Origin of the sequence: Dyella silvatica (assembly GCF_026283955.1) — a bacterium.
In the GTDB taxonomy this organism is placed as follows: Bacteria; Pseudomonadota; Gammaproteobacteria; order Xanthomonadales; family Rhodanobacteraceae; genus Dyella_C; species Dyella_C silvatica.
In genome coordinates, this window is record NZ_JAPDPE010000086.1 from 1 (window position 1) to 23622 (window position 23622).

A 23622-nucleotide genomic window follows, 5' to 3' on the forward strand; every position below is an offset into this window, starting at 1 on the left:
TATTCATTAAATGCGTTGGACGCATAGCAGCACTTCTCACAGACTACGCCCATCGCAACCACCCACCCCAGGGCCAGCCATGACGCATGGATCATCACACCCTGCCAGCACGACCGACGTGCTGGCACGTTTCAATCAAGCCTTTCTCCAGCACGACCCCTCCTTGCTGCCCGCGCTGATCGCCGAAGATTGCGTGGTGGAACGATCGAACCCGACGCTGGAAAGCACCCATTACATCGGGCGTGAAGCCTGCCTCGCTTCATGGCAGGGCATCGCGGCCAATCGCAGCGGCCACTTCCAGGTCGAGGAGGTGATGGTGATGGGCGAGGTCGGTGTCATTTTCTGGAACTACCGGACCGGCTCGGAGCCGATCGACTTGCTGCGCGCGGTCAACGTGATGCGCGTGCGCGATGGCCTGATTGTCGAAGGTCGTGGCTACGTCAAGACACGCGTAGCGGTGGCCGCATGAACGCCATCGTACAAACACCCGTCGCCGTACCATCCGCCGAGCGTATGCAGAGCTATCACATGAGTATGGGTGCCGGCCTGGATGGGCTGCTGCTGAAACAGCACGAGGTGCCAACGCCGGGCCCGCATGAAGTACTGCTGCGCGTACGCGCCGTATCGCTTAACTATCGCGAACTGATGATCATGTTGCAGGGGCGCTACCCCCTGCCGGTGAAAGCCGACGTGATCGGCGTATCCGACGGCGCAGGCGAAGTCATCGCCCTGGGCCATGGCGTGAGCCGGGTGAAACTGGGTGACCGGGTGATCGCCTCGATTTTTCCGCGCTGGATCGATGGGCCTTTCAGCATCGAGCGGGCGGCGCAACTGGGCGGCTCGCTTGATGGCATGCTGACTGAGTACGCCGTGCTGCACGAAGACGCCTTGGTGCACATACCCGAGCATCTGTCGTGGCAAGAGGCCGCCACCCTGCCCTGCGCAGCGGTGACTGCATGGAATGCCTTGACCGGCGGCCACGCTCTTAAAGCCGGCGATAACGTATTGGTACTGGGCTCAGGCAGTGTCTCGCTGTTTGCGCTGCAATTCGCCAAGGCCTGCGGAGCACGAGTCATCGCCACCACCTCCAGCGACGACAAGGCGGTGCGGTTGCGCGAACTCGGTGCCGACGATGTCATCAACTACCGCAGCCAGCCCGATTGGTCGGCCGAAGTACGCCGGCTTAGCGGTGGTATCGGCGTACAGCATGTGGTGGAAGTCGGCGGTGGCAGCACCATGCCGCAATCACTGAAGTCGGTATGCCTGGGCGGCGAGATCGCCTTCGTCGGCACGGCGGCAGGCGGCGAATCGATGATCGATGCGAATGCCATTTTCGCATCGGGGGCGGTGATCCGCGCCGTGGCGGCAGGCCATCGCACGCAGTTGACCGAGGTAACGCGATTGATGACCGAGCACCGCATCAAGCCGGTGATCGACCGCGTGTTCGCCTTCGACCAGGCCCCTGCCGCCTTCGCCTACTACGCCAACCAACGCCGCTTTGGCAAAGTGGTCATCAGCGTGGCCTAGGCACGGCATAAAACGCCGCGACGAAGGGCTTGCAAAAAAACGGCCTCGTCAGCCCCCTTGGAATCAAAGACGCCCGCCGGTCTTTGGCGGGCGATCTGGCCACGCCCGCAAGCGTGGCAATAAGGCAGCCAGAACCGCAGAGACTTGCTTGCGCGAGGGGTAGTAGAGGAAGAACCCCGGGAAGGGTGGGGTCCAGTCCGCCAATATTCTGAGCAAGCGGCCGCTGGCGATATGCGTGGCCGCCTCATGTTCCAGCACGTAGGCCACACCAAGACCATCGATCGCGGCTTGAAGCATCAGATCCGGCTCGTTGAAGGTCAACGGCCCCGACAGTCCCAGCTTGAAGGCACGGCCATCCTTTTCAAATTCCCAGGCATACAGGCTGCCTGCGGTTTCCATCCGGTAATTGATGCAACGGTGATTCTGCAGATCTTCCGGCGTGACGGGAGCGCCATGCCGCGACAAATATTCTGGCGCGGCGACAACGGCCATGCTGAGCGCCGGCCCGACCGGCAGAGCAACCATATCCTGCTGCAGCTTCTCGCCCAGCCGGATGCCGGCATCGAAGCGCTCGGCCACAAGATCTCGCAAGGCATAGTCGACGATCACCTCAACGGTGGCCTCCGGATAAGTAGCACAGAACTCGGCCAGCACCGGGCGGATAACCGCCTCATAGCCCTGCCGTGTCGCGGTGATTCGCAGGGTGCCCGCAACGCGATCGCGGCTTTGACTCAGCTCGCCCAGGACGCTGTCGATAGCATCCAATGCCGGTTCGAGCGTCAATAAGAGTTTCTCTCCCTCGGCGGTGGGTGCCACGCTGCGGCTGGTCCGCCGTAGCAGTGGGTAGCCGAGGCGGGATTCCAGGCGCTTGATCGTATAGCTCAGCATCGAATTGGAAACATTCAATGCCTCATGCCGATTATTCGCGATGATTAAATGAATGCTCACCCCTACCCTTTCTAGAGGTCAAGCCCGGAGCGCAAGACACTGTCGCAGGACAGCGTCGATGCTCTCCGTCAAAGCCATCCGCTAGGAAAGGGTGAATTTATGATTGATCGCGATTCGGTATGGTTGATTACAGGCAGCTCGTCCGGCCTGGGCCGAGCCTTGGCCGAAAAGGTGCTTGAACACGGCTATCGTGCGGTGGTCACCGCCCGCCAGACCGATACGGTGCGCGACCTGGTTAAGCGCTATGGCGATCGAGCTATCGCCGTTACCCTCGACGTCACCAAGTCCGCGCAGATCGCTGCCGCCATGCACGCCGCTCATGACAGCTTCGGTCACATCGACGTACTCGTGAACAATGCTGGCTACGGTTATATCGGGGCCATCGAGGAGGGCGAGGATGCCGAGATTCGGGCGCAATTCGATACCAATGTGCATGGCGTCATCGCCTTGACCCAGGCCGTGCTTCCGCGGATGCGACAACGCGGTAAAGGACATATCGTCAACCTGAGTTCGATCGGTGGACTGACCACGTTTCCCAATGTCGGTTACTACCATGCGAGCAAGTTCGCCCTCGAAGGACTTTCCCAGACGCTGGCCAAAGAAGTGGCGCCATTCGGTATCGGGGTGACCGTGGTCGAGCCCGGTGCGTTTCGCACGGATTTTCGGGGTCGCTCCATGCGGCAGTCCAACATTCGGCTCCCCGAGTTTGCCGACACGCTGGGCAAGCAGCGCGATGCACTACTCCATTCACACGGCAAGCAACCCAACGATCCGGCGAAGGGCGCGATGGCCATCATCCAGGCGGTAACCGCAAAAAATCCACCGCTACACCTGTTGCTGGGCGCGGATGCACTCGATCTGGCTCGCAAACAGCTGGCCGCCATGGCAAAGAATTTCGACGACTGGGAAACGCTTACCCGCAGTACGGAGTTTGACGAACCGGCTTAGGCGCCCCATCGCCAAAGCCGCTGCCTGAGGCACTGCTTCGAACCAGGGAGCGAACAAAGCGCAGGCCGCTTATCTACCGAATCGCTCGATGCTACTGCGCGTGCGGATCGAAATACGCTTCCCAGCTCGAAGCGTCGCGTTCGAGATGCACGCCCTGCTCGAGCGCAGCTCGCGCCTCTTGCTGAGTGGCGTTACCAAGCATGGCGACGAATAGATTGAAGTACGTATTTCGATCCGTTGACCCCAGCCGCGCCGCCTGCTCCAGCACAGCCTGCGCTTCGGTGCGCAAGTGGAGATCACAGAGGACTGCGCCAAGGCAGGTTAAAACGAGCAGATGGTCTTGCTCGACCTTTAATAGATTCTCGAGCAACCTGCGCGCCTTCCATAAGGGCTCGTAGCTCATCGGACTGGACCATGCCTGATTCACCAGCGCCCTTGCCAGGGTGACGCCAGCGCTCACTTCATCGTCCATAAGCCTTGCCTGACTCCCATTATCTTCGGGTCGCGCGGCATTGAAATGCAGCGCTTAAAAACCGTAGTTGAGAAAACCACCGTCCACCGCCAGCACCTGGCCGGTGATGTAGCTGGCCGCGGGCAAGCAGAGAAAGGCAATCGCCGCGGCGACTTCTTCGGGCTCGCCGATACGCCGCAGCGGCGTATGGTCAAGCACTTCATCCAGATAATCGTCATCCGCCAGCGCGGGTTCTGAGCGTTGAGTACGGATGTACCACGGCGCCACCGCGTTCACCCGAATGCCATCCACGGCCCATTCCACGGCCAGGTTGCGGGTGAGCTGATGCAGCGCGGCCTTGGTCATGCCGTAGGGTGAGCCGGTGCGCACATGAGTTATGCCCGATACCGAGCCCACATTTACAATGGCTGCGTTCGCATGCTGCACCAAATACGGATGCGCGAGGCGGCACATTTCAAAGGCGGAAAACACGTTCTGCTCGAAGATCGCACGGTATTCGAGCTCGTGATAGTCCAGCGTCGGCCGCGGCTGATTGCCACCGACATTGTTGACCAGCAACGACAACGGCACGCCGAGGTCGGCAATCCAGTCGAATACCGCAAGACGGTCTTCCTGGTCACTCAAATCCGCGCCGAAAGCAAGCACGTCGAGGTCTTCGAAATCATCGGCCAGCTCGACGCGCACCTGTTCGAGATGATCCTCGTCACGTGCCACTAACAACAGGTTGGCACCCAGGCTAGCCAGCTCACGCGCGGTGGCATACCCGATGCCCTTGCTGGCACCGGTAATCAGTGCGGTATGGCCTTGCAGCTGCCAAGCGTCGATACGATGGTTCATGGGAGCGGAGCTTAGCCGATTGCGCCGCTTGCCCGCATCGTATCGCGGCGCAACACTGTGCCATCCCCAACGCGCGGAGTCCGCCGATGAAACGTACCGCCCTCCTGCTTTGCGTAGTCGTGCTCGCCGCCTGTTCCGGCAAACCGCCCGAGCCGCAAGCCGCCGCCAAGCCCGTCGCTACACCGTGGGACAACCTGAAAAAAGATGAGCAGCGCGCCAAGGACCTGCAAAAAACCACCGAGCAGCAAGCCGAGCAGCAGCGCAAGCAAATCGAGGCAGCGGAGCAATAGCCTCGATGGATAACCCCAACACCCAGACAGTACTGCCATCCGAGGCGCTGCTGGAGATCGACCAGGCCAGCGTGCTGCGTGGCGACAGCCTGCTTCTGGATCAACTCAGCCTGCGCGTTGCACAAGGCGAGCACACAGCGATTCTCGGCCCTAACGGCTCGGGCAAATCCAGCTTGGTGAAACTGATCACGCGCCAGTTGTATCCGCTGGCGCGGCGCGATGGCCAGCCAAGTGTGCGGCTGTTTGGGCGTGAGCGCTGGCGCGTGGACGAGCTACGCAGCCTGCTTGGTATCGTCTCGCCGGCACTGCAACTGGACTACACCAGCGACACTCCGCTGGAGGTGTTCGATGCGGTGGTTTCCAGTTTTTTTGCCGCCCGTGGACTGGGCCTGGATCACCGGGTCAGCTCGACCATGCGCCAACGCAGTGAAGAGGCCTTGGCGCATATGGGTGTCATGCATCTGGCCGGCCGCCAGATGGCCAGCCTGTCTACCGGCGAGGCAAGACGCGTGCTGATTGCGCGGGCGCTGGTGCATCGGCCACGCGCGCTGCTGCTGGACGAACCCTGTGCTGGACTCGATCTGGCTACCCGGCGCCAGTTTCTGGAAAGTCTGCGCATGCTGGCGCGTAGCGGCACGACCTTGCTGTTGGTAACCCATCACATCGAAGAGATCTTGCCGGAGATCGAGCGGGTGGTGATGCTGCGCCATGGCCGCGTGCTGCATGACGGTAGCAAGGCGGCCCTGCTTACTGAGCATGCCTTGAGCGAGTTGTTCGAGCTGCCCGTTCAACTGCAGCGACGCGGCGAATATTACGCCGCCAGTCTTTGACACCGGTTCCGCGCCTTCGGACACGAAGGGGCGGAACCGATCTTCAGCCGTCTAAACGTTCTTAGCGCGGACTGCAGAAACAGTACGCATAGACATTCGGCCGGCCTGACTGGGCGGTTTGCAGCAAGCTCAGCTCAGGCGCCATGGCCGGCAGCTGGGCAAGCCAGCCGGGCAGATGGATGCCGTAACCCTGCATGACATGCACCGTCGCACTTTCGTTCAGCCCCACCATGAATTGCTCGAAGCCACCGAGCGGCGCTTCGATATAGCGCACGGGATAATTCTTGCCCAGCTTAGCCCGATTGGCCGCATCGGCCACCGCATCATCGAGACCGCCAAGCTGATCGACCAGGCCATTGTCCAAGGCCTGTTGCCCGGTCCACACACGGCCCTGGGCAATGCTGTCGATCGCGCTGTATTCCTTGCCGCGGGCTTTCGCCACATTACCGACAAAGTCGTGATAACCCTTATTGATGATGGCCTGAATCACCGTGCCGATCTTCGGATCCAGCGGGCGTGACATATCGAATGCGCCAGCGAGCGGGCCCGTACTGACGCCGTCGCTTTTCACACCGAGCTTGTCCAACGTATTGGGCACAGTGAAGAACATGCCGAAGATGCCGATCGAGCCGGTGATGGTGTTGGGCTCGGCATAAATGCGATCGGCATTCATCGAGATCCAGTAACCGCCGCTGGCCGCTACGTCGCCCATGGAAACCACCACCGGGATACCCGCCTGCTTGGTCAGCTCCACTTCGCGGCGGATCTGTTCGGCGGCATACACTTCGCCACCCGGCGAATTGACGCGCAACACCAAAGCCTTGGTTTTGCTGTCCTGGCGCGCCGAACGGATCAACTCGGCAGTGGACTCGCCACCGATCGAACCCTGCGGCTGCCGGCCACCGACAATCTCGCCTTCGGCAACCACGATGGCCACGCCCGAGGCCAGAACACTCGGCTTGCCATCGCTGGGCAAGTCGGTGCTGTAACGCGCTAGCGACACCTGGCGAAAGCCTTGACCCTTCGGGCCTGGCGCCACGCCTTCGCTGAGCATCATTTTTTCCAGCTCGGCGCGAGTGGCCAAACCGTCGACCAAATGCTGGTTGAGCGCGAGCTTGCCGAGGTCGCCCTGGGTGCTTTCGATATGCTCGGGCAAGCCATCGATATCACTGCGCAGGGCAGCCGGATCGAGCTTGCGCAGCTTGGCGATTTCGCTGAGGTATTCGTCCCACAAGCCGCCCATCCAGTAGCTGTCGGCCTGCTTCGATTCCGGCGAGGCATGATCGAGGATATAAGGCTCGGCAGCACTCTTGAACTGGCCGACGCGGAACAAATGCACGTCCACGCCGAGCTTATCGAGCAGGTCTTTGTAGAACAGCCGGTAATTGGCCAGGCCGGCGATAAGTACGCCGCCCTGCGGGTCAAGCAGAATGCGGTCGCCATGCGCCGCCAGGTAGTACTGGCCCTGCTCCAGATTCGCCGCCCAGACCACCACCGGCTTGCCGGCCGCGCGGAAACGATCCAACGCCGCGCCAACCTCGCGCAGGGCGGCGAAACCGCCGCCTTGCACATCTTCTGGCTCCAGCAAGATGCGGCTGATGCGCTTGTCGGTTGCCGCCGCGTCGATCGCCGCGACCAGGTCGCGCACCTGTACCTGCTTGGGTGCATTGCCCGACAAACCGGCGATGACCCGCTGCAGCGGCCGCGCGCTGTATTGCTCGACCAAGCGACCTTCCGGCTTGATCACCAACACCGTACTGTCGAGAATCTTGCGCTCGCTGCGGTCTCCAGCGAACAGGCCAACCAGCAGCAGCAGGAACAAGAATAAAAACAAAAAGAACACCAGGTTGATGATGACCAACCTGACGACATTCATGCCGCGGCCAAAGACGCAGAGAAAGTTCCAGAAACCGTGGGGCTGACGCTCCGTCATTCGTGTTTTCCTCGAGAGTTCGCCAGCAGGGTAACCGCTTGGGCTGTGGTGGTCATGTGTTGAGAGTCAGGGGCGCAGGTAAAGCTTTAAAAAGCAAGTGTCAGCCGCCAGGGGAAGGCGAAAACGCCATGTTGCTCAACCCTCATGCGCAGCGCCCATGGCTTGCGCTTGCCTGCTGCGCGCAAGTAATCGCCCCGAACTGCGCCAAAAACGTACGAATAGCAGTGCGGCTGCCATGCTCAGGCCGGCGATCAAGCCCATCCACATGCCGCGCGCACCCAGGTTTTCGCGAAAAGCCAGCCACCAGCCCACCGGCATACCGACCGCCCAATAGGCGAACAAGGTGATGGCCATCGGCACACGGGTGTCTTTGAGGCCACGCAGGGCGCCGTTGGAAGCCACCTGAATACCGTCAGAGAACTGAAAAAGGCCGGCCAATACGATTAACTGGGCCGCCAATGCGATCACCCCGGTATCGCGGGTATACAACGAGGCGATCAAATGCGGCAGGCTAAGCATCAACCCCGCCGAAATCAGCTGAGTACCCAGGGTGAGGCCAATGCCGCAAAAGCCGGCATAACGCACCCCACGCGCATCGCCACGCCCCACCGCGTTACCGACCCGCACGGTGATCGCCATCGCCAGGCCCAGCGGCATCATGAAAAAGAACGAGGCCACATTCAGCGCCACCTGATGGCTGGCGACCACGTTCTCGCCCAGGGTGCTGATCGCCAGTGCCACCGCAACAAACAGGCCGCCCTCGGCAAGCAGGGTGATCGCCATCGGCAGACCGATCCAGACCAATTCGCCAATCCGCTTAAGCCGCGGCGGATCGAAACGCTCGCCCAGCCCCAGCCCGCGGTAATTACGATGTTTCGCCACATACCAGGCGAATGCCAGCGTCTCCAGCCATAGCACCAGCGCGGTGGCGATACCGCAACCACGGGCGCCCTGCGGCTGCAGCCCGAATTTGCCGAACATCAGCACGTAGCCGAGCGGCGCCAACACCGCCAGCCCGCCAAGGCTGAAATACATCGAGGGCCGGGTCATCGACAGGCCTTCGGACAGCCCACGCAGGGTGAAATAACAAGTCAGCGCCGGCGCGCCCCAGCTGATCGCACGCAGAAATTCACCGACGTCATGATGCAAGCCCGGCGCCACCCCGATCACGCTGATCAATGGCGCGGCATGACGCACGCCGTACCAAAGCAGCACCCCCATGCCGATGGCCAGCCACAGTGCCTGGCGGAAAACCGCCCCCACCTCGCGACGGCGCCCGGCGCCATCCAGCTGCGACACTGATGGTGGCACCGCCATCATCATGCCGATGCCGCTGACGATCGCCAGCGCCCAGATACTGGTGCCCACCGCCACCGCACCCAGCACATGCGCACTGAAATGCCCCGCCAGCACCGCGTCGACCACATTGCTGCCGATCGCCGCGAGTTGTGCAGCGATCAAGGGCAGCGCAAGGCGAATGGTGGCGCCGACCTCAGGCGCCACCCTGGCGCGATCGATGCGAAATGAATTCATAAGCTGAGGACTCCAGGGCACCGCATTCTACAGACCCCGGGGAACGGGGAACGGGGAACGGGGAACGGGGAACGGGGAACGGGGAACGGGGAAAAGCGTAAAAAGCAGAGGCGACAAAAAAATCAAGAAAAAGCAAAGAAAGATCAAAAGGGAACGCGGCGCTTCAACGTTCCTCGAACTTCAGGCTCCCCATCCCCCGTTCCCTGCTCTAACTCTGCCACCTCGTGCTAATTCCCTGACTCAAGCCCCTCCCTGCCAGCCCAGCCGTTATGCCAAGATCGCGCCCTTCGGGGGTTGGAAAAAAACAATGAAAGAACTGATCAGCGCCAGCGATTTATGCTGCGCGAACTGCAGTGTGGTGATGCAGGGAGAGTTTTGTCATCACTGCGGCCAGTCGATCCACAGCGTGCTCAAGCCGGTGCACGGCATCGTCGAAGACGCACTGGAAATGGTGCTGCACCTGGATGGCCGCGTGGTGCACACGGTGCCGCCGCTGTTCGTGCAACCAGGCTTTTTGACGCTGGAGTATTTCTCCGGCCGCCGGGTGCGCTATGTGACGCCCTTTCGGCTGATGTTCATCCTGTGCCTGCTGGCTTTCTTTGTCGGCCACATGGCCTTGGACCAGGTTTCCAGCGGGGTCGAGAACATCGGCAACATCTCGGTAGGCCAGGGGGGAAACACCTTTGCCGAGGCGACCACTCCGACCCAAGTGCGCCGAGCCCTGAAAGCGCAATTGGCCGGTATCGAGGTGGCGCGCCAGACTGGCGTCACCGCGGGCATGGACATTGCCGAGCGCAGCTTGCGCAAACAGGCCGCGGAACGCCTGATCGCCTTGGGCGAGGCCCCGCCAGCAAGCGCCTCGACCGCCACCCCAGCCCATGCCGGTTCCAGCGCCACGGATGACCATGCGTCAGCCAAGGAGCAAATCGACCAAGAGCAGAATTCGTCCGATGACGACGACTTGCTCACGCACCACAGCAAGGTTTCGATCTCCTGGCTGCCAGATTTCGTCAACGCCAAGCTGACACGCGGAGCGGATCATATAGCGGCCAATGTGCGTGCGCTTAAGGTTCCCGGCAATACACGGACTGAAGCCATCGAGCGCCTGAAGGCAGGCACCTTCGCAGTGCTGCCCATGACCATGTTCGTGCTGATGCCGATATTCGCCTTCTTGCTGAAGGTGGTTTATCTGTTCCGGCGCCGGCTATATATGGAGCACCTGATCGTGGCCCTGCACAGCCACGCCTTTTTGTTTCTCAACCTGCTGCTCATATCGCTGGCCAGCATGCTGGGCGTCTGGCTGGTGCCGCACGCCGCCTGGCTGGCTGCGCCGCTACACTGGATCGAGGCCGGACTGATCCTCTGGGGCATGGTCTATCTGCTGCTGATGCAAAAGCGGATTTATCGCCAAGGCTGGTTCATGACCGTGCTGAAATATTTTTTCGTCGGCTGGTGCTATCTCTGGCTGCTGGGGTTTGCCTTGATCATCGCCGTGGCCTTCGGCGCCGCGCACTATTGATGCCCGATCTGAGACCTGTATCGAGCCGCCCCATGACCGCCCCTCGGCCGTCCGGCCGGGGCGGTTGATTGCCAGACCAGTTAAGGATTCGTCTGCGTATGGTGAAGCAGTTGTCGGTGCGGCTTTTCGTCACATACGAATCCTCCGAATCAGGGTTTTTCACAGCGTCGTAAAACTGTCAAGAGTTCTATCGACTTCATGGCAGTGAGATGAACGCCAGCCCAGCGCCAATTGTAAGATGCTGAAATAAAAGACTATTTCTGCATGGCTAAAACTTGAACACGGCGTCGAAAAAGCCGTTCTTATGCGCCTAAAGGCACCCCCTCCAAGCTGCATCCACAGACTTATCCACAGGCTCTGTGGATAAACGAAAAAGCGCCCTAGCTAGAGTCACTTACCTATGACTCCTAGATGACAGAGCAGCAAGCGGCCGCAAGCGCGCCTGTGACGGACCATTCGTCGCCGCATGCCGCTTCGCGCGCTTTGCATGCTTGACCCCTCTGGACATTTCGTTGCGCGGTTACACTGCGTATCCATGCCCGCCGTACTCCGCATCGCTCTCCCCGTACCGTTACCGACGCTGTTCGACTATTTGCCGCCCGCGGCAGGTGAGTGCCGTGCGGGTAGTCGCGTCTTGGTGCCGTTCGGCCGCCACAAGATGGTCGGCATCGTGGTCGCCACCGAGGTGGAAGCCAGCGTCGGCGGCAGCCGGCTCAAGCGCGTACTACGCCTGCTCGATGACACCCCGCTGCTCGACCCCGAGCTGATGAAAACGCTGGCCTGGGCCGCCGATTACTGGTTGGGCGCACCCGGCGAGGCGTACGCCAACGCGTTGCCGCTGGCGCTGCGTGAAGACAAACCGCTACCTGCCACCGGTGAGGAAATCTGGACCCTGACCATCGCCGGGCAAAGTGCCCGTGACGCCAACAGCCGCCGCGGCAGCAGCAAATTGCTGCTGGATATCCTGGCCACCGGTCCGCTCGCTGCCGGTGAGCTGGATGTGCACTTGCCGAGCTGGCGAGCTGCCGCTCGTCGCTTGGCCGGCGCCGGGCTGATCGAACGGGGCGAACGCATCGCCGCGTTCGATCACCATCTGGTTGCGCCCTGGCCGCTCACCGAAGAACAGCAGCACGCCGTCACCGACATCACTGCCAGCCTTGGCAGCTTCCAGCCATTCCTGCTGGATGGCGTCACCGGCAGCGGCAAAACCGAGGTATATCTCGCCCTGATCGAACAGGTGCTGGCCCAGGGCAAGCAGGCGCTGCTGCTGGTACCGGAAATCGGCCTGGCGCCGCAGACCATGCGCCGTCTGCGCGAGCGCCTTGGCGTGGCGATTGAGGTGCTGCACTCCAACCTGGCCGAGGGCGATCGCGCCCGCGCCTGGCTACGCGCCCGCTCAGGCGAGGCCAAGGTGATACTCGGCACACGTTCGGCGGTGTTCACGCCCTTGCCGCATGCCGGCATCATCATCGTCGACGAAGAACACGACGGTGCTTACAAACAGCAAGATGGCTTTCGCTATCACGCGCGTGACCTGGCTCTGCTGCGCGCCCGCGCTTTGAGCGTGCCGGTGCTGCTTGGCTCGGCCACCCCGTCGCTGGAGTCACTGGCTAACGTCGAGGCGGGCCGCTATCGCTCGCTGCATTTGCGCGCACGGCCCGGGGCGATCCGGCCGCCGCAAGTGCAAATCATCGACATGCGTGCGCAACGGCTGGAGCACGGCCTGTCGCCAGCCTTGCTCAGCGCCGTCGGCGACACCGTAGCGCGCGGCGAGCAGGTGCTGGTGTTCCGCAATCGCCGCGGCTATGCACCGGTGTTGCTCTGCCATAGCTGCGGCTGGCATGCCGAATGCCCGCGCTGCGAACATCCGATGACCTTGCATGCCGCGCGCCGCCAGCTGATCTGCCATCACTGCGATTATCAAACGCGGGTGCCGGAAACCTGCCCGACCTGCAACGCCCCCGATCTAAAACCACAGGGACAAGGTACCGAACGCCTGGAAGAGGCGCTGGTCGCACAATTCCCCCATGTGCCGGTACTACGTATCGATCGCGAAACCACCCGGCGACGCTACGCTTTCGAGCAATTGCTGGAAGGGCTGCGCGCCGATGCGCCGGCGATTCTGGTCGGCACGCAGATGCTGGCCAAAGGCCATGACCTGCCCAACCTCACCCTGGTCACCATTGTCGGGGTGGACGAGGGCTTGCTCAGTGTCGATTTCCGCGCCAGCGAACGGCTGGCGCAATTGGTGGTACAGGTCGCCGGCCGCGCCGGCCGCGCCCGCAAGCCGGGCCGGGTGCTGCTGCAAACCCATCACCCCGAACACCCTTTGCTGCGCGGTCTGCTGGCCCAGGGTTATGCGGCCGCCGCGAAAGAACTGCTGACCGAGCGGCGCTTGTCGCAGTTGCCGCCGTATAGCCATCAAGTGCTGCTACGCGCCGAAGCCCATCAGCGTCCGCACGTCGATACCTTTCTGGCTGAAGCGTATGCCGCATTGAATGCCGATCAGCTGCAAATCGCCGGACCGATGCCGGCACCGATGCCCTTGCGGGCCGGCCGCTATCGCGGTCAGTTGTTGATCGAGGCCCCTAGCCGCGGCCTGCTGCACGCAGCCTTGCGCCCGTGGCAGCGCCTGCTTGCCGCGATGCCATCGGCACGGCGCGTGCGCTGGTCGCTGGATGTGGACCCGATCGATTTGTACTGATGCGCGGCGTCTTTGTGAGTACCTATTCGCCCACCCACCCCCATATTGAACAAAGCCCCTATTCCCCCTATGAGGCAATCACATGGCAGTCCCCGACACACGCCCATCTGATTTCGTTCCGTCCAATCCCCTACCGCTCGATCCAACCCCCACTGATTCCATAAAGCCTGACTCGGTAAGGCCTGAGTCGATCAAACATGTGGTGATTCTCGGCGGCGGTTTCGGTGGCCTTGCCGCCGCCAGCCAGCTCGCCAACGCCAATGTGCGCATCACCGTCATCGACCGGCGTAACCATCACGTATTCCAGCCATTGCTTTATCAGGTAGCCACGGCGGGACTCTCCTCGCCCTCGATCGCCGCACCGCTGCGGCAAATTCTGCGCAAGCAAAGCAATGCCACTGTCTTGCTCGATGAAGCGCTCGATGTGGATTGCAGCCAGCGTCGCGTCAAGCTCGCCAACGGCACACTCGACTACGACTTCCTGATCGTCGCCACCGGCGCTACTCACGCTTACTTCGGCCATGACGACTGGGCACGCTATGCGCCTGGCCTGAAAACCATGGATGACGCCTTCACCATTCGTCGCCGCGTCCTGCTGGCGTTTGAACATGCCGAGCGCGAGGACGATCCGGCGCGTCGCCAGGCCTGGCTCAACTTCGTCATCGTCGGAGGCGGCGCCACTGGCGTGGAACTGGCCGGCGCCCTGGCCGAAATCGCGCGGCACACCTTGCCGCGCGAGTTTCGCCGTTGCGATCCGCGCCAGGCCAATGTGTTATTGGCCGAGGCCGGCCCACGCCTGCTGCCAGGCTTCGATCCCAGCCTGTCGGCCAAGGCCCAGCACCAGTTGGAACGGCTAGGCGTACAGGTGCGTACCGGCACCGCCGTTACCGCGATCGACGAGACGGGTGTGATGTTGGGCGAACAGCCGTTGATCGCACGCACCGTGCTGTGGGCCGCCGGAGTCGCTGCCTCGCCGCTGGGCCGTTTGCTTGGCGCACCGGTGGATCGCGCCGGCCGGGTACAGGTCAATGCCGATCTCAGCCTGCCCGAGCATCCCGAGGTCTTTGTGATTGGCGATCTTGCCAATGTGACGCAGGACAACGGCAAACCGGTACCCGGCGTGGCTCCTGCAGCCAAGCAAATGGGGCGGCATGCCGCGCTGTGCATCGATGCACGCCTAGGCGGCGACAACCGTCCACAAGCCTTTCGCTACCGTGATGACGGCGCACTGGCAACCATTGGCCGGATGGCCGCGGTGGCGCAGTTCGGCCGGGTGAAAATCTCCGGTGTGGTGGCGTGGTGGGTCTGGCTGGTCGCCCACGTCTACTTCCTGATCGGTTTTCGCAATCGCCTGGTGGTGTTGCTCGACTGGGCCTGGGCGTACTGGACCTATCAACGCCATGCGCGCATCGTCACCGGTTCGGACGATGCCAAAAATAGGCGTTTGCCCAATGATCCCTAGCCCGCTGACCTATACCGGCGACAATAGCGCGCGATAAGCCCCACTCTGACGGAATCCGACATGTCTACCCAACTCGAACAACTGCGCCAATACACCACCGTGGTCGCCGACACTGGCGACATTGAAGCGATCGCCCGTTACAAGCCGGTCGATGCCACCACCAATCCCTCGCTGCTGCTGAAAGCCGCCGAACTGCCAGCCTATGCCCCGTTGATCGACGAAGCCGTCGCCTGGGCCAAGAGCAAGGCAAGAACCAAAGACGAGTACCTGGCCAACGCCACCGACAAGCTCGCCGTCAGCATCGGTAAGAAAATCATCGGGCTGGTGCCCGGTCGTGTGTCCACTGAAGTGGACGCTCGCTTGTCGTTCGATACCTCGGCCACCATCGCCAAGGCCGAGCGACTGATTGCGATGTACGACGAGATCGGCGTGCCACGCGAGCGCATCCTGATCAAGATCGCCTCGACCTGGGAAGGCATTCGCGCCGCCGAGCAGTTGGAGCGCAGCGGCATCCAATGCAATCTCACCTTGCTGTTCTCGTTTGAACAGGCGGTGGCCTGCGCCGAAGCGGGCGTGTTCCTGATCTCGCCCTTCGTCGGCCGCATCATGGATTGGTATGTCGCCAACACCGCGACCAAGTCGTATGCGCCCAGCGATGACCCCGGCGTGCAATCGGTACGCCGTATCTATAGCTGGTATAAACAGCATGGCTACAACACCGTGGTGATGGGCGCCAGCTTCCGCAATATCGGTCAGATCCAGGCACTCGCTGGCTGCGACCGCCTCACCATCAGCCCTGATTTGCTGGAAAAGCTCGAAGCCGAGAACGGCGCGTTGCCACGCGCGCTGCAAGACAACGGCGAGCGCCAGCCCAAGCCCGCGGCGATCAGCGAAGCGGCCTTCCGCTGGGGCCACAACGAAGATCCCATGGCTACCGACAAACTGGCCGATGGCATTCGCAAGTTCGCTGCCGATCAGCGCAAGCTGGAAACCTTGTTGATGGCGAAGTTCTAAGGCGTCTTCGCCGCCTCCTCCCTGTCGCCGGGGAGGAGGCGATCACCTCAGTGCTTGCTGGCCTGGCCTGCCTGGGCCAACTGTTCGGCGGACCAGCCACCACCCAGCGCACGGATCAACTGCACACTGGCGCGCAGCTGACGTGTTTCCAGATCGAGCAGGCTGCGTTGCGCTTCAAGTGCCGCGGTCTGCGCTTGCACGACATCGAGATAACCCACCGCGCCTTCGCGGTAACGATCCATGGCCAGATCCAGCGAACGCTGCGCGGCCGCCGAGGCATCCTTCTGATCGACCTGCGCCGTGCCGATATGATCGAGCTGGGCAAGATTGTCTTCGACCTGCTGGAACGCACTCAACACCACGCCGCGGTAATGCGCACCGGCTTCTTCAGTGGCCGCCTTGGCCGCCTCGACGCCAGCCTTGCGGCGGCCACCGTCGAACACCGTCAACAGCAACGACGGGCCAATCGCCCAAAAGCGATTCGGCGCCGTAAGCAAGCCCGCGTATTCCGCACTCTGATAGCCACCGAGCGCGCTCAGGTTGACCGACGGAAAGAACGCGGCCCGAGCCACCCCGATACGCGCATTGGCCGCCGCCGTGCGCCGCTCGGCAGCGGCGATGTCCGGGCGACGCTGCAACAGGGTCGACGGCATGCTGGCCGGGATCGACGGCAACGGGATCACCTTGGTCTCGACCGCCAGCTTGAACTGCGATGCCGACTCACCGACCAAGACCGCGATGGCATGTTCGATCAACTCGCGCGAGGCCAGCGTCTGTGACCACAATGATTTCGCCGACGATAACTGAGTCTGCGCGCGGGCCACATCCAGGCCCGAAGCGATACCGCCGCCGTGCCGGGTCTGGGTCAGCTGCAAGGCCTTTTGATAGGCGTCCATGCTTTGCTGCAGTAACTGGATCTGCTGATCGAGCCCGCGCAGCACAATGTAGTTGTCGGCCAATTGCGCTTGCAGGCTTAGACGGGCCGAAGCCAGATCAGCTGCCGCCGCCAACGCGTCGTCCTTGCCGGCCGTCACGGTGTTGCGCACCCGGCCCCACAGGTCCAGCTCGTAGTCGACTTCGGCGCCCAGCGTGTAGGAGTCATAGATCGCGGGCGAGGTCGCGCCGCGCAATGGCTTGGTATCGGATTCGCGATCGCGTTGCCCATTGCCATTGGCACTGATTTGCGGAAACAGCCCGGCACGCGCCTGCGCACTGAACGCCTGCGCCTGCTGGTAGTGCGCCAGTGCAGCGGCAAGGTCGGCGTTATTGGCCAGCAAACGCTGCTGCAATTGATCCAGCTGCGTATCGCTATACAACGACCACCAGCCGTCGCGCGGCAATTGATCGGCGGGCTGCGCCGGCACCCAGGTCTTGTCCAGCGCGGAACCGTGTTGCTGATACTGGTCCGCCAGCGGCACCTTGGGCGCCTGATAAGTCGGCGCCAACGAGCAGCCGCCAAGACCCAGGCCGATGGCAAGCAGCAAGGCGAATTCAGGCTTTCTCATGGGACTTGCCCGTTGCTTCGTTCTTGGCGGTCTGTACATGGTCTCCATCGACCAGGCCATCCGGCGGACTATCGATAACGCGATCGGCCGCACCGACGCCCGAACCCACTTCAACCGTTTTACCGTAATCGCGAGTGATGGTGACGGTCTTGAACAGCACGCGATCGTCGCTGCCCAGTGTCGCTACGCGCAGGCCCTTGCCGTCGAACACCAAGGCACTGGCAGGCAGGCGAAGCGCCGCCGCGTCGACCGGCAGTTTCAGGCGCACGCTGGCGTAGCTGCCTGGCAACAATTTGCCTTCGCTGTTATCTACCGCCAGCTGCACCAGGGTGGTACCGGAGCTGGCATTGATCGCCTGCGAGGTGGACTCGACCTTGCCCGCAAAGCTGCGACCGGGATATTCGGGCAAGCTCAGTTCGGCCATGGTGCCCGGGCGAATCGACGGTGCGTAGTTCTGCGGCACCTGGATATACACGCGCAGCTGGCGCACATCGGATACCACGAACAATTCCGGACCGCTGCCGCTGCCGGCATTGATCAAGGCACCCACGTCGGTTTCGCGTGCGGTGACCACACCGTCGAACGGCGCGACGATCCGGGTAAAGCCCTTCATCGCTTCGATCCGGTCGACATTGGCGCGCGACGCCTTGACCATCGCCTGCTTGGCCGTAAGGTCGCCGGTTTTCTCGTCGACTTCCTGCCGCGATACCGAATCGGAACCAAGCATCGACTGCCAGCGCTTTGCGGTGGTGGTGGCCAAGGCGGCATTCGCTTCGGCGCTGGCCAGATCGGCCTTGGCTTGCAGCAATTGCTGATCGAGATCGGGGGTTTCGATTTCCGCCAGCAACTGCCCGCTTTTCACCGGCGCGCCGATATCCACTTTCCAGGATTTCAGATAACCGCTGACGCGAGCGTAGATCGGCGCACGCGCATACGCCTCCAGACGTCCAGGCAACTCCAGCCCGGAGCCGGTGCCGCTGCGCTCGGGCAGCGCCACGTTGACCGTGGGCACGGCCTGCGCTTCGGTCCATTGCTTGAGCTGATGTGCATCGCTGGCGCGGGTGGCGATACCCGCCACCACGATCACCAGGGCCACGATCACGGCGATCGAGGCGGCCAGGCGCAGACGCGGCTTCGAAGGCGGGTTAGGGGAAGAGATGAGTTCAGACGACATGAGCAGGCCCTCCGGTAACAGATGCCGGGGCAGACGCGCGGCCATGCCGCGCATGAATGATGCGGAACACCACGGGAACGAAGAACAACGTCGCCACCGTAGCGAAAATAAGACCACCGATAACAGCACGGCCGAGCGGTGCATTCTGCTCGCCGCCTTCACCCAGCCCCAGCGCCATCGGCGCCATGCCGATAATCATCGCCAGCGCTGTCATCAAGACCGGACGGAAGCGGGTGAAGCCCGCCTCCGAGGCCGCCTTGAGCGCATCGCCATGGGCAGCCAGCCGCTCGCGGGCAAAACTGATCACCAGCACGCTATTGGCCGTAGCCACGCCCATACACATGATGGCGCCGGTCAACGCAGGCACCGACAAGGTCGTATGCGTGGCAAACAACATCCACACGATACCGGCCAGCGCTGCCGGCAAGGCAGTGATGATCACGAACGGATCCGACCACGACTGGAAATTCACCACGATCAGGAAGTAGATCAACACGACGGCGCCGAGCAAACCGAACAGCAGGCCGGAGAACGCCGTGTTCATCGTCTGCACCTGGCCGATCAGGTTGGCCGTGGCACCCTTGGGCAGGTTCTTGGCAGTGTCCTGCAGAATCTGCTGGATCTCCTTGGCTACCGCGTCCAGATCGCGGCCCTGGGTGGTCGCGTAAATCTGCACCATCGGCTGAATGTCGTACTGCGAAACAACGGCATTCGAACTGGCGCGATTGATCTGCGCGATACCGCCAAGCACCTGTGCCGATTTGGAACCCGGTGCGCTGATCGGCAGATTCTGCAAGGCCGCCAACGTATCGACCGTGTATTGCGGGGTCTGCATCACGATGGAGTACGACACGCCATTCTGCGGATTGAGCCAGAACGTCGGCGCGACCTGACTGGAGCCGGCCAGGTTCACCACCATGCTATTGGTCACATCGCGTTCGGACACCCCGACGTATTGAGCCCGCGTGCGATCGACATCCACGTTGAATTGCGGGTTGGCCTGCGACTGCTGAATACGTGCATCGGCAATACCCGGAATCAGCTTGATCCGCCGTAGCACTTGGTTGGCGTAATCGAAGTTGGCGCTGAGGTTGGGACCGCGAATCTGCAAGTTGATCGGCGCCGGCGAACCGAAGTTGAGAATCTGACTGATGATGTCCGCCGGTGGGAACGAGAACGTCACGCCGGGGAACTGCCGCGGCAGCTCTTCGCGCAAGCGGCGCACATGCTCGTCGGTGGGGCGATGGCCTTCCTTCAGGGCAATCTGGATGTCGCCATCCTGCGCACCCATCAAGCCGGTGTTGTTATAGGTGGTGTTGATACCGCTGATCGGCATGCCGATGTTATCGGCAATCGTCGCCAGTTGATCGCCGGGAATCAGCCGGTGAACCGCTTGCTCGATATCGGCGAACTGATGCGCGGTCTGCTCGACGCGGGTACCCACCGGCACGCGCACGTGCATCAAGATCTGCCCGCCATCAACGCTGGGGAAAAAGTTGCGGCCAAGAAACGGTACCAGCGCAAACGACAACAGCACGCAAACCATGAAGCCGATGACAAACTTGCGCTGGCTACCCAGGGCAAGGTCGAGCAAGCTGTGATAGCCAGCGCGGAAACGTTCGAAACGAGCCTCGAAGCCGCGCTGGAAGCGCACTAGCGGATTGCGCGACGGCGGCAGCGTGGCATTGCTGCCGTGCTCGTCGGTATGTGCCGCATGCGGCTTGAGCAAATACTTGGCCATCGTCGGCACCAGGGTGCGCGACAGCAGGAACGAGCAAATCATCGCGAACATCACCGCTTCGGCCATCGGCACGAAGAGGAAGCGCGCTACGCCTTCAAGGAAGAACATCGGCACGAACACGATACAGATACACAGCAGCGAGACGAAGGCCGGGGTCACGATTTGCTGAGCGCCATCCATGATGGCCGTTTCGACATCCTTGCCGTGTTCGAGATGCCAGTTGATGTTTTCGATGGTCACCGTGCCATCGTCGACCAGGATGCCGACGGCCAGGGCGAGTCCACCGAGCGTCATCAGGTTTAGTGTTTCGCCAAACAGCGCGAGCAGGATGATCGAGCCGAGAATCGCCAGCGGGATCGACACCGCGATAATCACCGTCGATCGCCAGCTGCCAAGGAACAACAGAATCATCAAGCTGGTCAGCGCGGCGGCGATGGCGCCTTCGCGTACCACACCGGCAATCGCCGCACGCACGAACACCGATTGATCGCCGATCGGCGCGATGTTCAACGTGTCGGGCAACACGTTTTTCATCTCGGCGACTTTCTTCTTGACGTTGGCCACGATGTCCAGCGTGGACACCGAGCCGTTCTTGAGCACGCTCATCAGCGCCGAGCGGCTGCCGTCCACGTGCACGATATTGGTCTGCGGCGGGTTGCCGTCGTGCACGTGCGCGACGTCGCGGATATAAACCATCGCGCCGTTCACGCTCTTGATCGGCAGATCGCCTAGCGCCTCGATTTGCGACGGCGCGTTGTTGAGCTGGATGGTGTATTCGAAATCACCGATCTTTTGTGTGCCGACCGGAATGATCAGGTTCTGCGCCGCCAGCGCATTGGCGACGTCTTGCCCGGATAGTCCGCGCGCCTGCATTGCGGCGGAGTCGAGATCGATTTGCACCTGCCGCGTCTTGCCGCCGTAGGGATACGGTATCGACGCGCCCGGCACCGTCACCAGGCGAGTACGGATCACGTTGAGGCCGAGATCAGCGAGGTTCTGTTCGGTCAGCCCCTTGCCTGACAGCGCCAGCTGGATGATCGGCACCGTCGACGCGTTGTAGTTAAGAATCAGCGGCGGCGTGATGCCTGGCGGCATCTGTTTGAGAATGCCTTGCGAAATCGCGGTGACCTGCGCGTTCGCCGTACTGATATTCACGCCCGGCTGGAAGAAGATCTTCACCACGCCGATGCCGTTGTACGAGTTCGCTTCGATGTGTTCGATATCGTTGACCGTGGTGGTCAACACGCGCTCATACACCGTGGTGATGCGACCGGACATCTGGTCGGGCGGAAGACCGGTGTACTGCCAGATCACCGCAACCACCGGAATCTTGATATCGGGGAAGATATCGACCGGCGTGCGCATGGCGGCCAGCGGACCGATGATCAGCATGAGCAAGGCAAGAACAACAAAGGTATACGGTCGCGAGAGGGCGATCCGGACAAGACCAAGCATGCGGGGGGATTCCGTGCGCGAGTGATGCGGCGCCGCAAATTTTGACACGCCGCAGCATCTTAGCGAGCAGCCGCTTCGATGAAGATATTTTCATCTTGCCGGTGGCCGCCTGGCGCAGACCTGCCTAAGCCGTCTTGATGCCATCCGTCAGCTCGCACAACCCCTGATTTCTATTATGAAAACCAGCAAACAGGCTATGCCGTATCGACGTCTAATTTACAACCGCGTCTGGCCCATAAGTCATGGGTTTTCAAAACTGTATGTCATGAAGGCATAGCGACCACATGCGCATCTGCGCACAACGCATCGACGGCGAAGGTCATCAGCCGAGCTCACGCATCAGGTCGGCTGATAGACCTGCCTGCCAATACCTAGCCACGCTACAGCCATGGCGCAAAGCAGGAACCCGCTCGACAACAGCGCCGCCACATGCAGGCCAGTCACCAGCTCACCCACGGCTCCGGCAACCAGGGCCCCGAAAACCGCCACGCCAATGGCGCCGCCAGCCTGACGGGCAGCATTGAGCACCGCCGAGGCGGTACCGGTGCGCGCTTTATCCACGCTGCCTAGCATCACCGTCGTCATGGCAGGCACGGCCAGCCCCATGCCTAAGGGGATCAGCACAAACGCCGGCAGCATCGCCTGATATGAGCTGTTGTCATCCAGGCTGACCAACAGTAAGAAGCCGAGCGCATCCAGCGCCGCACCGACCACCATGGGTATGCGTGTGCCGAATCGTTCGATCACCCTGCCGCTAATCATATTGCTGATGAAAAAGGTGCCGGTCAGCGGCAAGTAGGCCCAACCAGCCTGCAAGGCCGAGTAATGACGCGCATGCTGCAGATACAGGCTAAGTATGAAAATGATCCCGTAATAGGTGAAGTTCATTGCAATGCCGAACACGATGGCCGGGCTGAAATTCGGCAGTTTGAAGAACGCCAGCGGCAACATCGCTTGAGGACGATGGGCCTGGCTCACCACAAACCCGGTACCACAGACAAAAGCCAACAGCAGGCCGCCCCAGACCAGCGGATGCGTCACACCCAAGGCGCCCCACTCGATCACCGCACCGGTCAATCCGGTCAAGCTCAGGATGGCCAGCACCTGCCCGATCAGATCGAAATGATGACTGGGATCGCGCGGCGTTTCCGGCACCCTCAACGTCATCAACATGCCGATCAGGCACAGCGGCAGATTGACCAGGAAAATACTGCGCCAGCCGAACGACTCGAGCAGAAGACCGCCAACGACCGGGCCCGCGGCAATCGAAATACCGCCTGCCGCTGTCCAGGTCGCGACAGCACGTGCGCGCAAGCGCAAATCATCCCCGCAGGCATGATTGAGCATCGCCAGCGACGGCGGCACCATCAGAGCCACCGCCGCACCCTGGACAGCGCGCGAGGCAATCAGCTGCATCTGTGATTGCGCCGCGCCACAGGCCAGCGAAGCCAGCGCAAAGCCGGCCAGACCGAGCAGATAGGTACGCCGCGCGCCAAGCCGGTCACTCATCACCCCTGCGAGCAACAACAAGACCGAGAACACCAGCACGTAAGCATCCACGACCCATTGCAGCCCGGCCAGGCTCATGTGCAGCTCGCTGGCAAGACGCGGCAGCGCCACGTTGACGATGGTGACGTCGAGCTGACCGACAGCAAAGCCAAAGCTGGCCGCAATCGTGGTCCAGGTAGGCGATGCGGTGGATGTGAGCGCGGGACGCATGGCGCTCAGAC

General features: G+C 61.9%; 18 protein-coding genes. 9 read left to right on the forward strand and 9 right to left on the reverse strand.

Features of this window, described 5'->3' with window-relative positions; all coding sequences use genetic code 11:
• Positions 1-79 precede the first annotated feature (79 nt).
• Together OUZ52_RS15955 and OUZ52_RS15960 are read left to right on the forward strand one after the other, a co-directional pair.
• On the forward strand, positions 80-469 hold the full coding sequence (locus OUZ52_RS15955) for a nuclear transport factor 2 family protein (protein WP_266159522.1): 390 nt from the start codon (positions 80-82) through the stop codon (positions 467-469).
• On the forward strand, positions 466-1527 hold the full coding sequence (locus tag OUZ52_RS15960; protein WP_266159523.1) for a zinc-dependent alcohol dehydrogenase family protein: 1062 nt from the start codon (positions 466-468) through the stop codon (positions 1525-1527). Before OUZ52_RS15955 ends, OUZ52_RS15960 begins: the two co-directional genes overlap by 4 nt.
• Positions 1528-1590: 63 nt before the next feature.
• Here the strand turns inward: OUZ52_RS15960 and OUZ52_RS15965 are convergent, their stop codons facing one another.
• Positions 1591-2475, reverse strand: a complete 885-nt coding sequence (locus tag OUZ52_RS15965; RefSeq protein WP_266159525.1) for a LysR family transcriptional regulator — start codon at positions 2473-2475, stop codon at positions 1591-1593.
• Between the two features lie 99 nt (positions 2476-2574).
• Here OUZ52_RS15965 and OUZ52_RS15970 point away from each other — a divergent pair, with 99 nt between their 5' ends.
• Positions 2575-3423 (forward strand): oxidoreductase, encoded by an 849-nt coding sequence (locus tag OUZ52_RS15970; protein WP_266159526.1) that lies wholly within the window; start codon positions 2575-2577, stop codon positions 3421-3423.
• A gap of 91 nt (positions 3424-3514) precedes the next feature.
• Here OUZ52_RS15970 and OUZ52_RS15975 read toward each other — a convergent pair whose 3' ends face one another.
• The gene (locus OUZ52_RS15975; protein ID WP_266159527.1) at positions 3515-3895 is read right to left on the reverse strand and encodes a UDP-N-acetylglucosamine-peptide N-acetylglucosaminyltransferase; all 381 of its coding nucleotides are present in this window, start codon (positions 3893-3895) and stop codon (positions 3515-3517) included.
• A 54-nt stretch (positions 3896-3949) separates the two neighbouring features.
• Entirely contained in the window at positions 3950-4732 is a 783-nt protein-coding gene (locus OUZ52_RS15980) for an SDR family oxidoreductase (protein ID WP_266159529.1), read from the reverse strand.
• A gap of 86 nt (positions 4733-4818) precedes the next feature.
• Between OUZ52_RS15980 and OUZ52_RS15985 the strand changes: the two genes are divergently transcribed.
• Together OUZ52_RS15985 and OUZ52_RS15990 are read left to right on the forward strand one after the other, a co-directional pair.
• Complete coding sequence (locus tag OUZ52_RS15985; protein ID WP_266159530.1) at positions 4819-5022, forward strand: hypothetical protein; 204 nt, start codon at positions 4819-4821, stop codon at positions 5020-5022.
• A gap of 5 nt (positions 5023-5027) precedes the next feature.
• The gene (locus tag OUZ52_RS15990) at positions 5028-5852 is read left to right on the forward strand and encodes an ABC transporter ATP-binding protein (protein ID WP_266159531.1); all 825 of its coding nucleotides are present in this window, start codon (positions 5028-5030) and stop codon (positions 5850-5852) included.
• Positions 5853-5913: 61 nt separating this feature from the next.
• Here OUZ52_RS15990 and sppA read toward each other — a convergent pair whose 3' ends face one another.
• Together sppA and OUZ52_RS16000 are read right to left on the reverse strand one after the other, a co-directional pair.
• Positions 5914-7785 carry a signal peptide peptidase SppA gene (gene sppA, locus OUZ52_RS15995; protein WP_266159534.1) on the reverse strand — a complete coding sequence of 624 codons (1872 nt, stop codon included), beginning with the start codon at positions 7783-7785 and terminating at the stop codon, positions 5914-5916.
• 135 nt (positions 7786-7920) lie between these two features.
• Positions 7921-9318, reverse strand: coding sequence for an MATE family efflux transporter (locus OUZ52_RS16000; protein ID WP_266159535.1), 1398 nt, complete (start codon positions 9316-9318; stop codon positions 7921-7923).
• A gap of 307 nt (positions 9319-9625) precedes the next feature.
• On the opposite strand from OUZ52_RS16000, the gene OUZ52_RS16005 reads away from it, so the two are divergent.
• The 4 genes from OUZ52_RS16005 to tal all read left to right on the forward strand — a co-directional run bounded on the left by OUZ52_RS16005 (position 9626) and on the right by tal (position 16017).
• Positions 9626-10837, forward strand: a complete 1212-nt coding sequence (locus tag OUZ52_RS16005; protein WP_266159536.1) for a DUF3667 domain-containing protein — start codon at positions 9626-9628, stop codon at positions 10835-10837.
• 535 nt (positions 10838-11372) lie between these two features.
• Positions 11373-13541, forward strand: a complete 2169-nt coding sequence (locus OUZ52_RS16010; protein WP_266159537.1) for a primosomal protein N' — start codon at positions 11373-11375, stop codon at positions 13539-13541.
• A gap of 82 nt (positions 13542-13623) precedes the next feature.
• Positions 13624-15003, forward strand: coding sequence for an NAD(P)/FAD-dependent oxidoreductase (locus tag OUZ52_RS16015; protein WP_266159538.1), 1380 nt, complete (start codon positions 13624-13626; stop codon positions 15001-15003).
• Positions 15004-15063: 60 nt separating this feature from the next.
• A complete protein-coding gene (tal, locus tag OUZ52_RS16020; RefSeq protein WP_266159539.1) occupies positions 15064-16017 on the forward strand; it encodes a transaldolase in 954 nt (317 codons plus the stop codon).
• Positions 16018-16064: 47 nt separating this feature from the next.
• Here tal and OUZ52_RS16025 read toward each other — a convergent pair whose 3' ends face one another.
• The 4 genes from OUZ52_RS16025 to OUZ52_RS16040 all read right to left on the reverse strand — a co-directional run.
• Positions 16065-17522, reverse strand: a complete 1458-nt coding sequence (locus tag OUZ52_RS16025) for an efflux transporter outer membrane subunit (RefSeq protein ID WP_266159540.1) — start codon at positions 17520-17522, stop codon at positions 16065-16067.
• Positions 17509-18696 (reverse strand): efflux RND transporter periplasmic adaptor subunit, encoded by a 1188-nt coding sequence (locus OUZ52_RS16030; RefSeq protein ID WP_266159541.1) that lies wholly within the window; start codon positions 18694-18696, stop codon positions 17509-17511. Before OUZ52_RS16030 ends, OUZ52_RS16025 begins: the two co-directional genes overlap by 14 nt.
• On the reverse strand, positions 18686-21892 hold the full coding sequence (locus OUZ52_RS16035; RefSeq protein WP_266159542.1) for an efflux RND transporter permease subunit: 3207 nt from the start codon (positions 21890-21892) through the stop codon (positions 18686-18688). The genes OUZ52_RS16030 and OUZ52_RS16035 overlap by 11 nt, the downstream gene beginning before the upstream one ends.
• Positions 21893-22231: 339 nt before the next feature.
• Positions 22232-23622, reverse strand: a 1391-nt coding sequence (locus OUZ52_RS16040; RefSeq protein ID WP_266159543.1) for an MFS transporter, incomplete at its 5' end; no start/stop codon positions are given.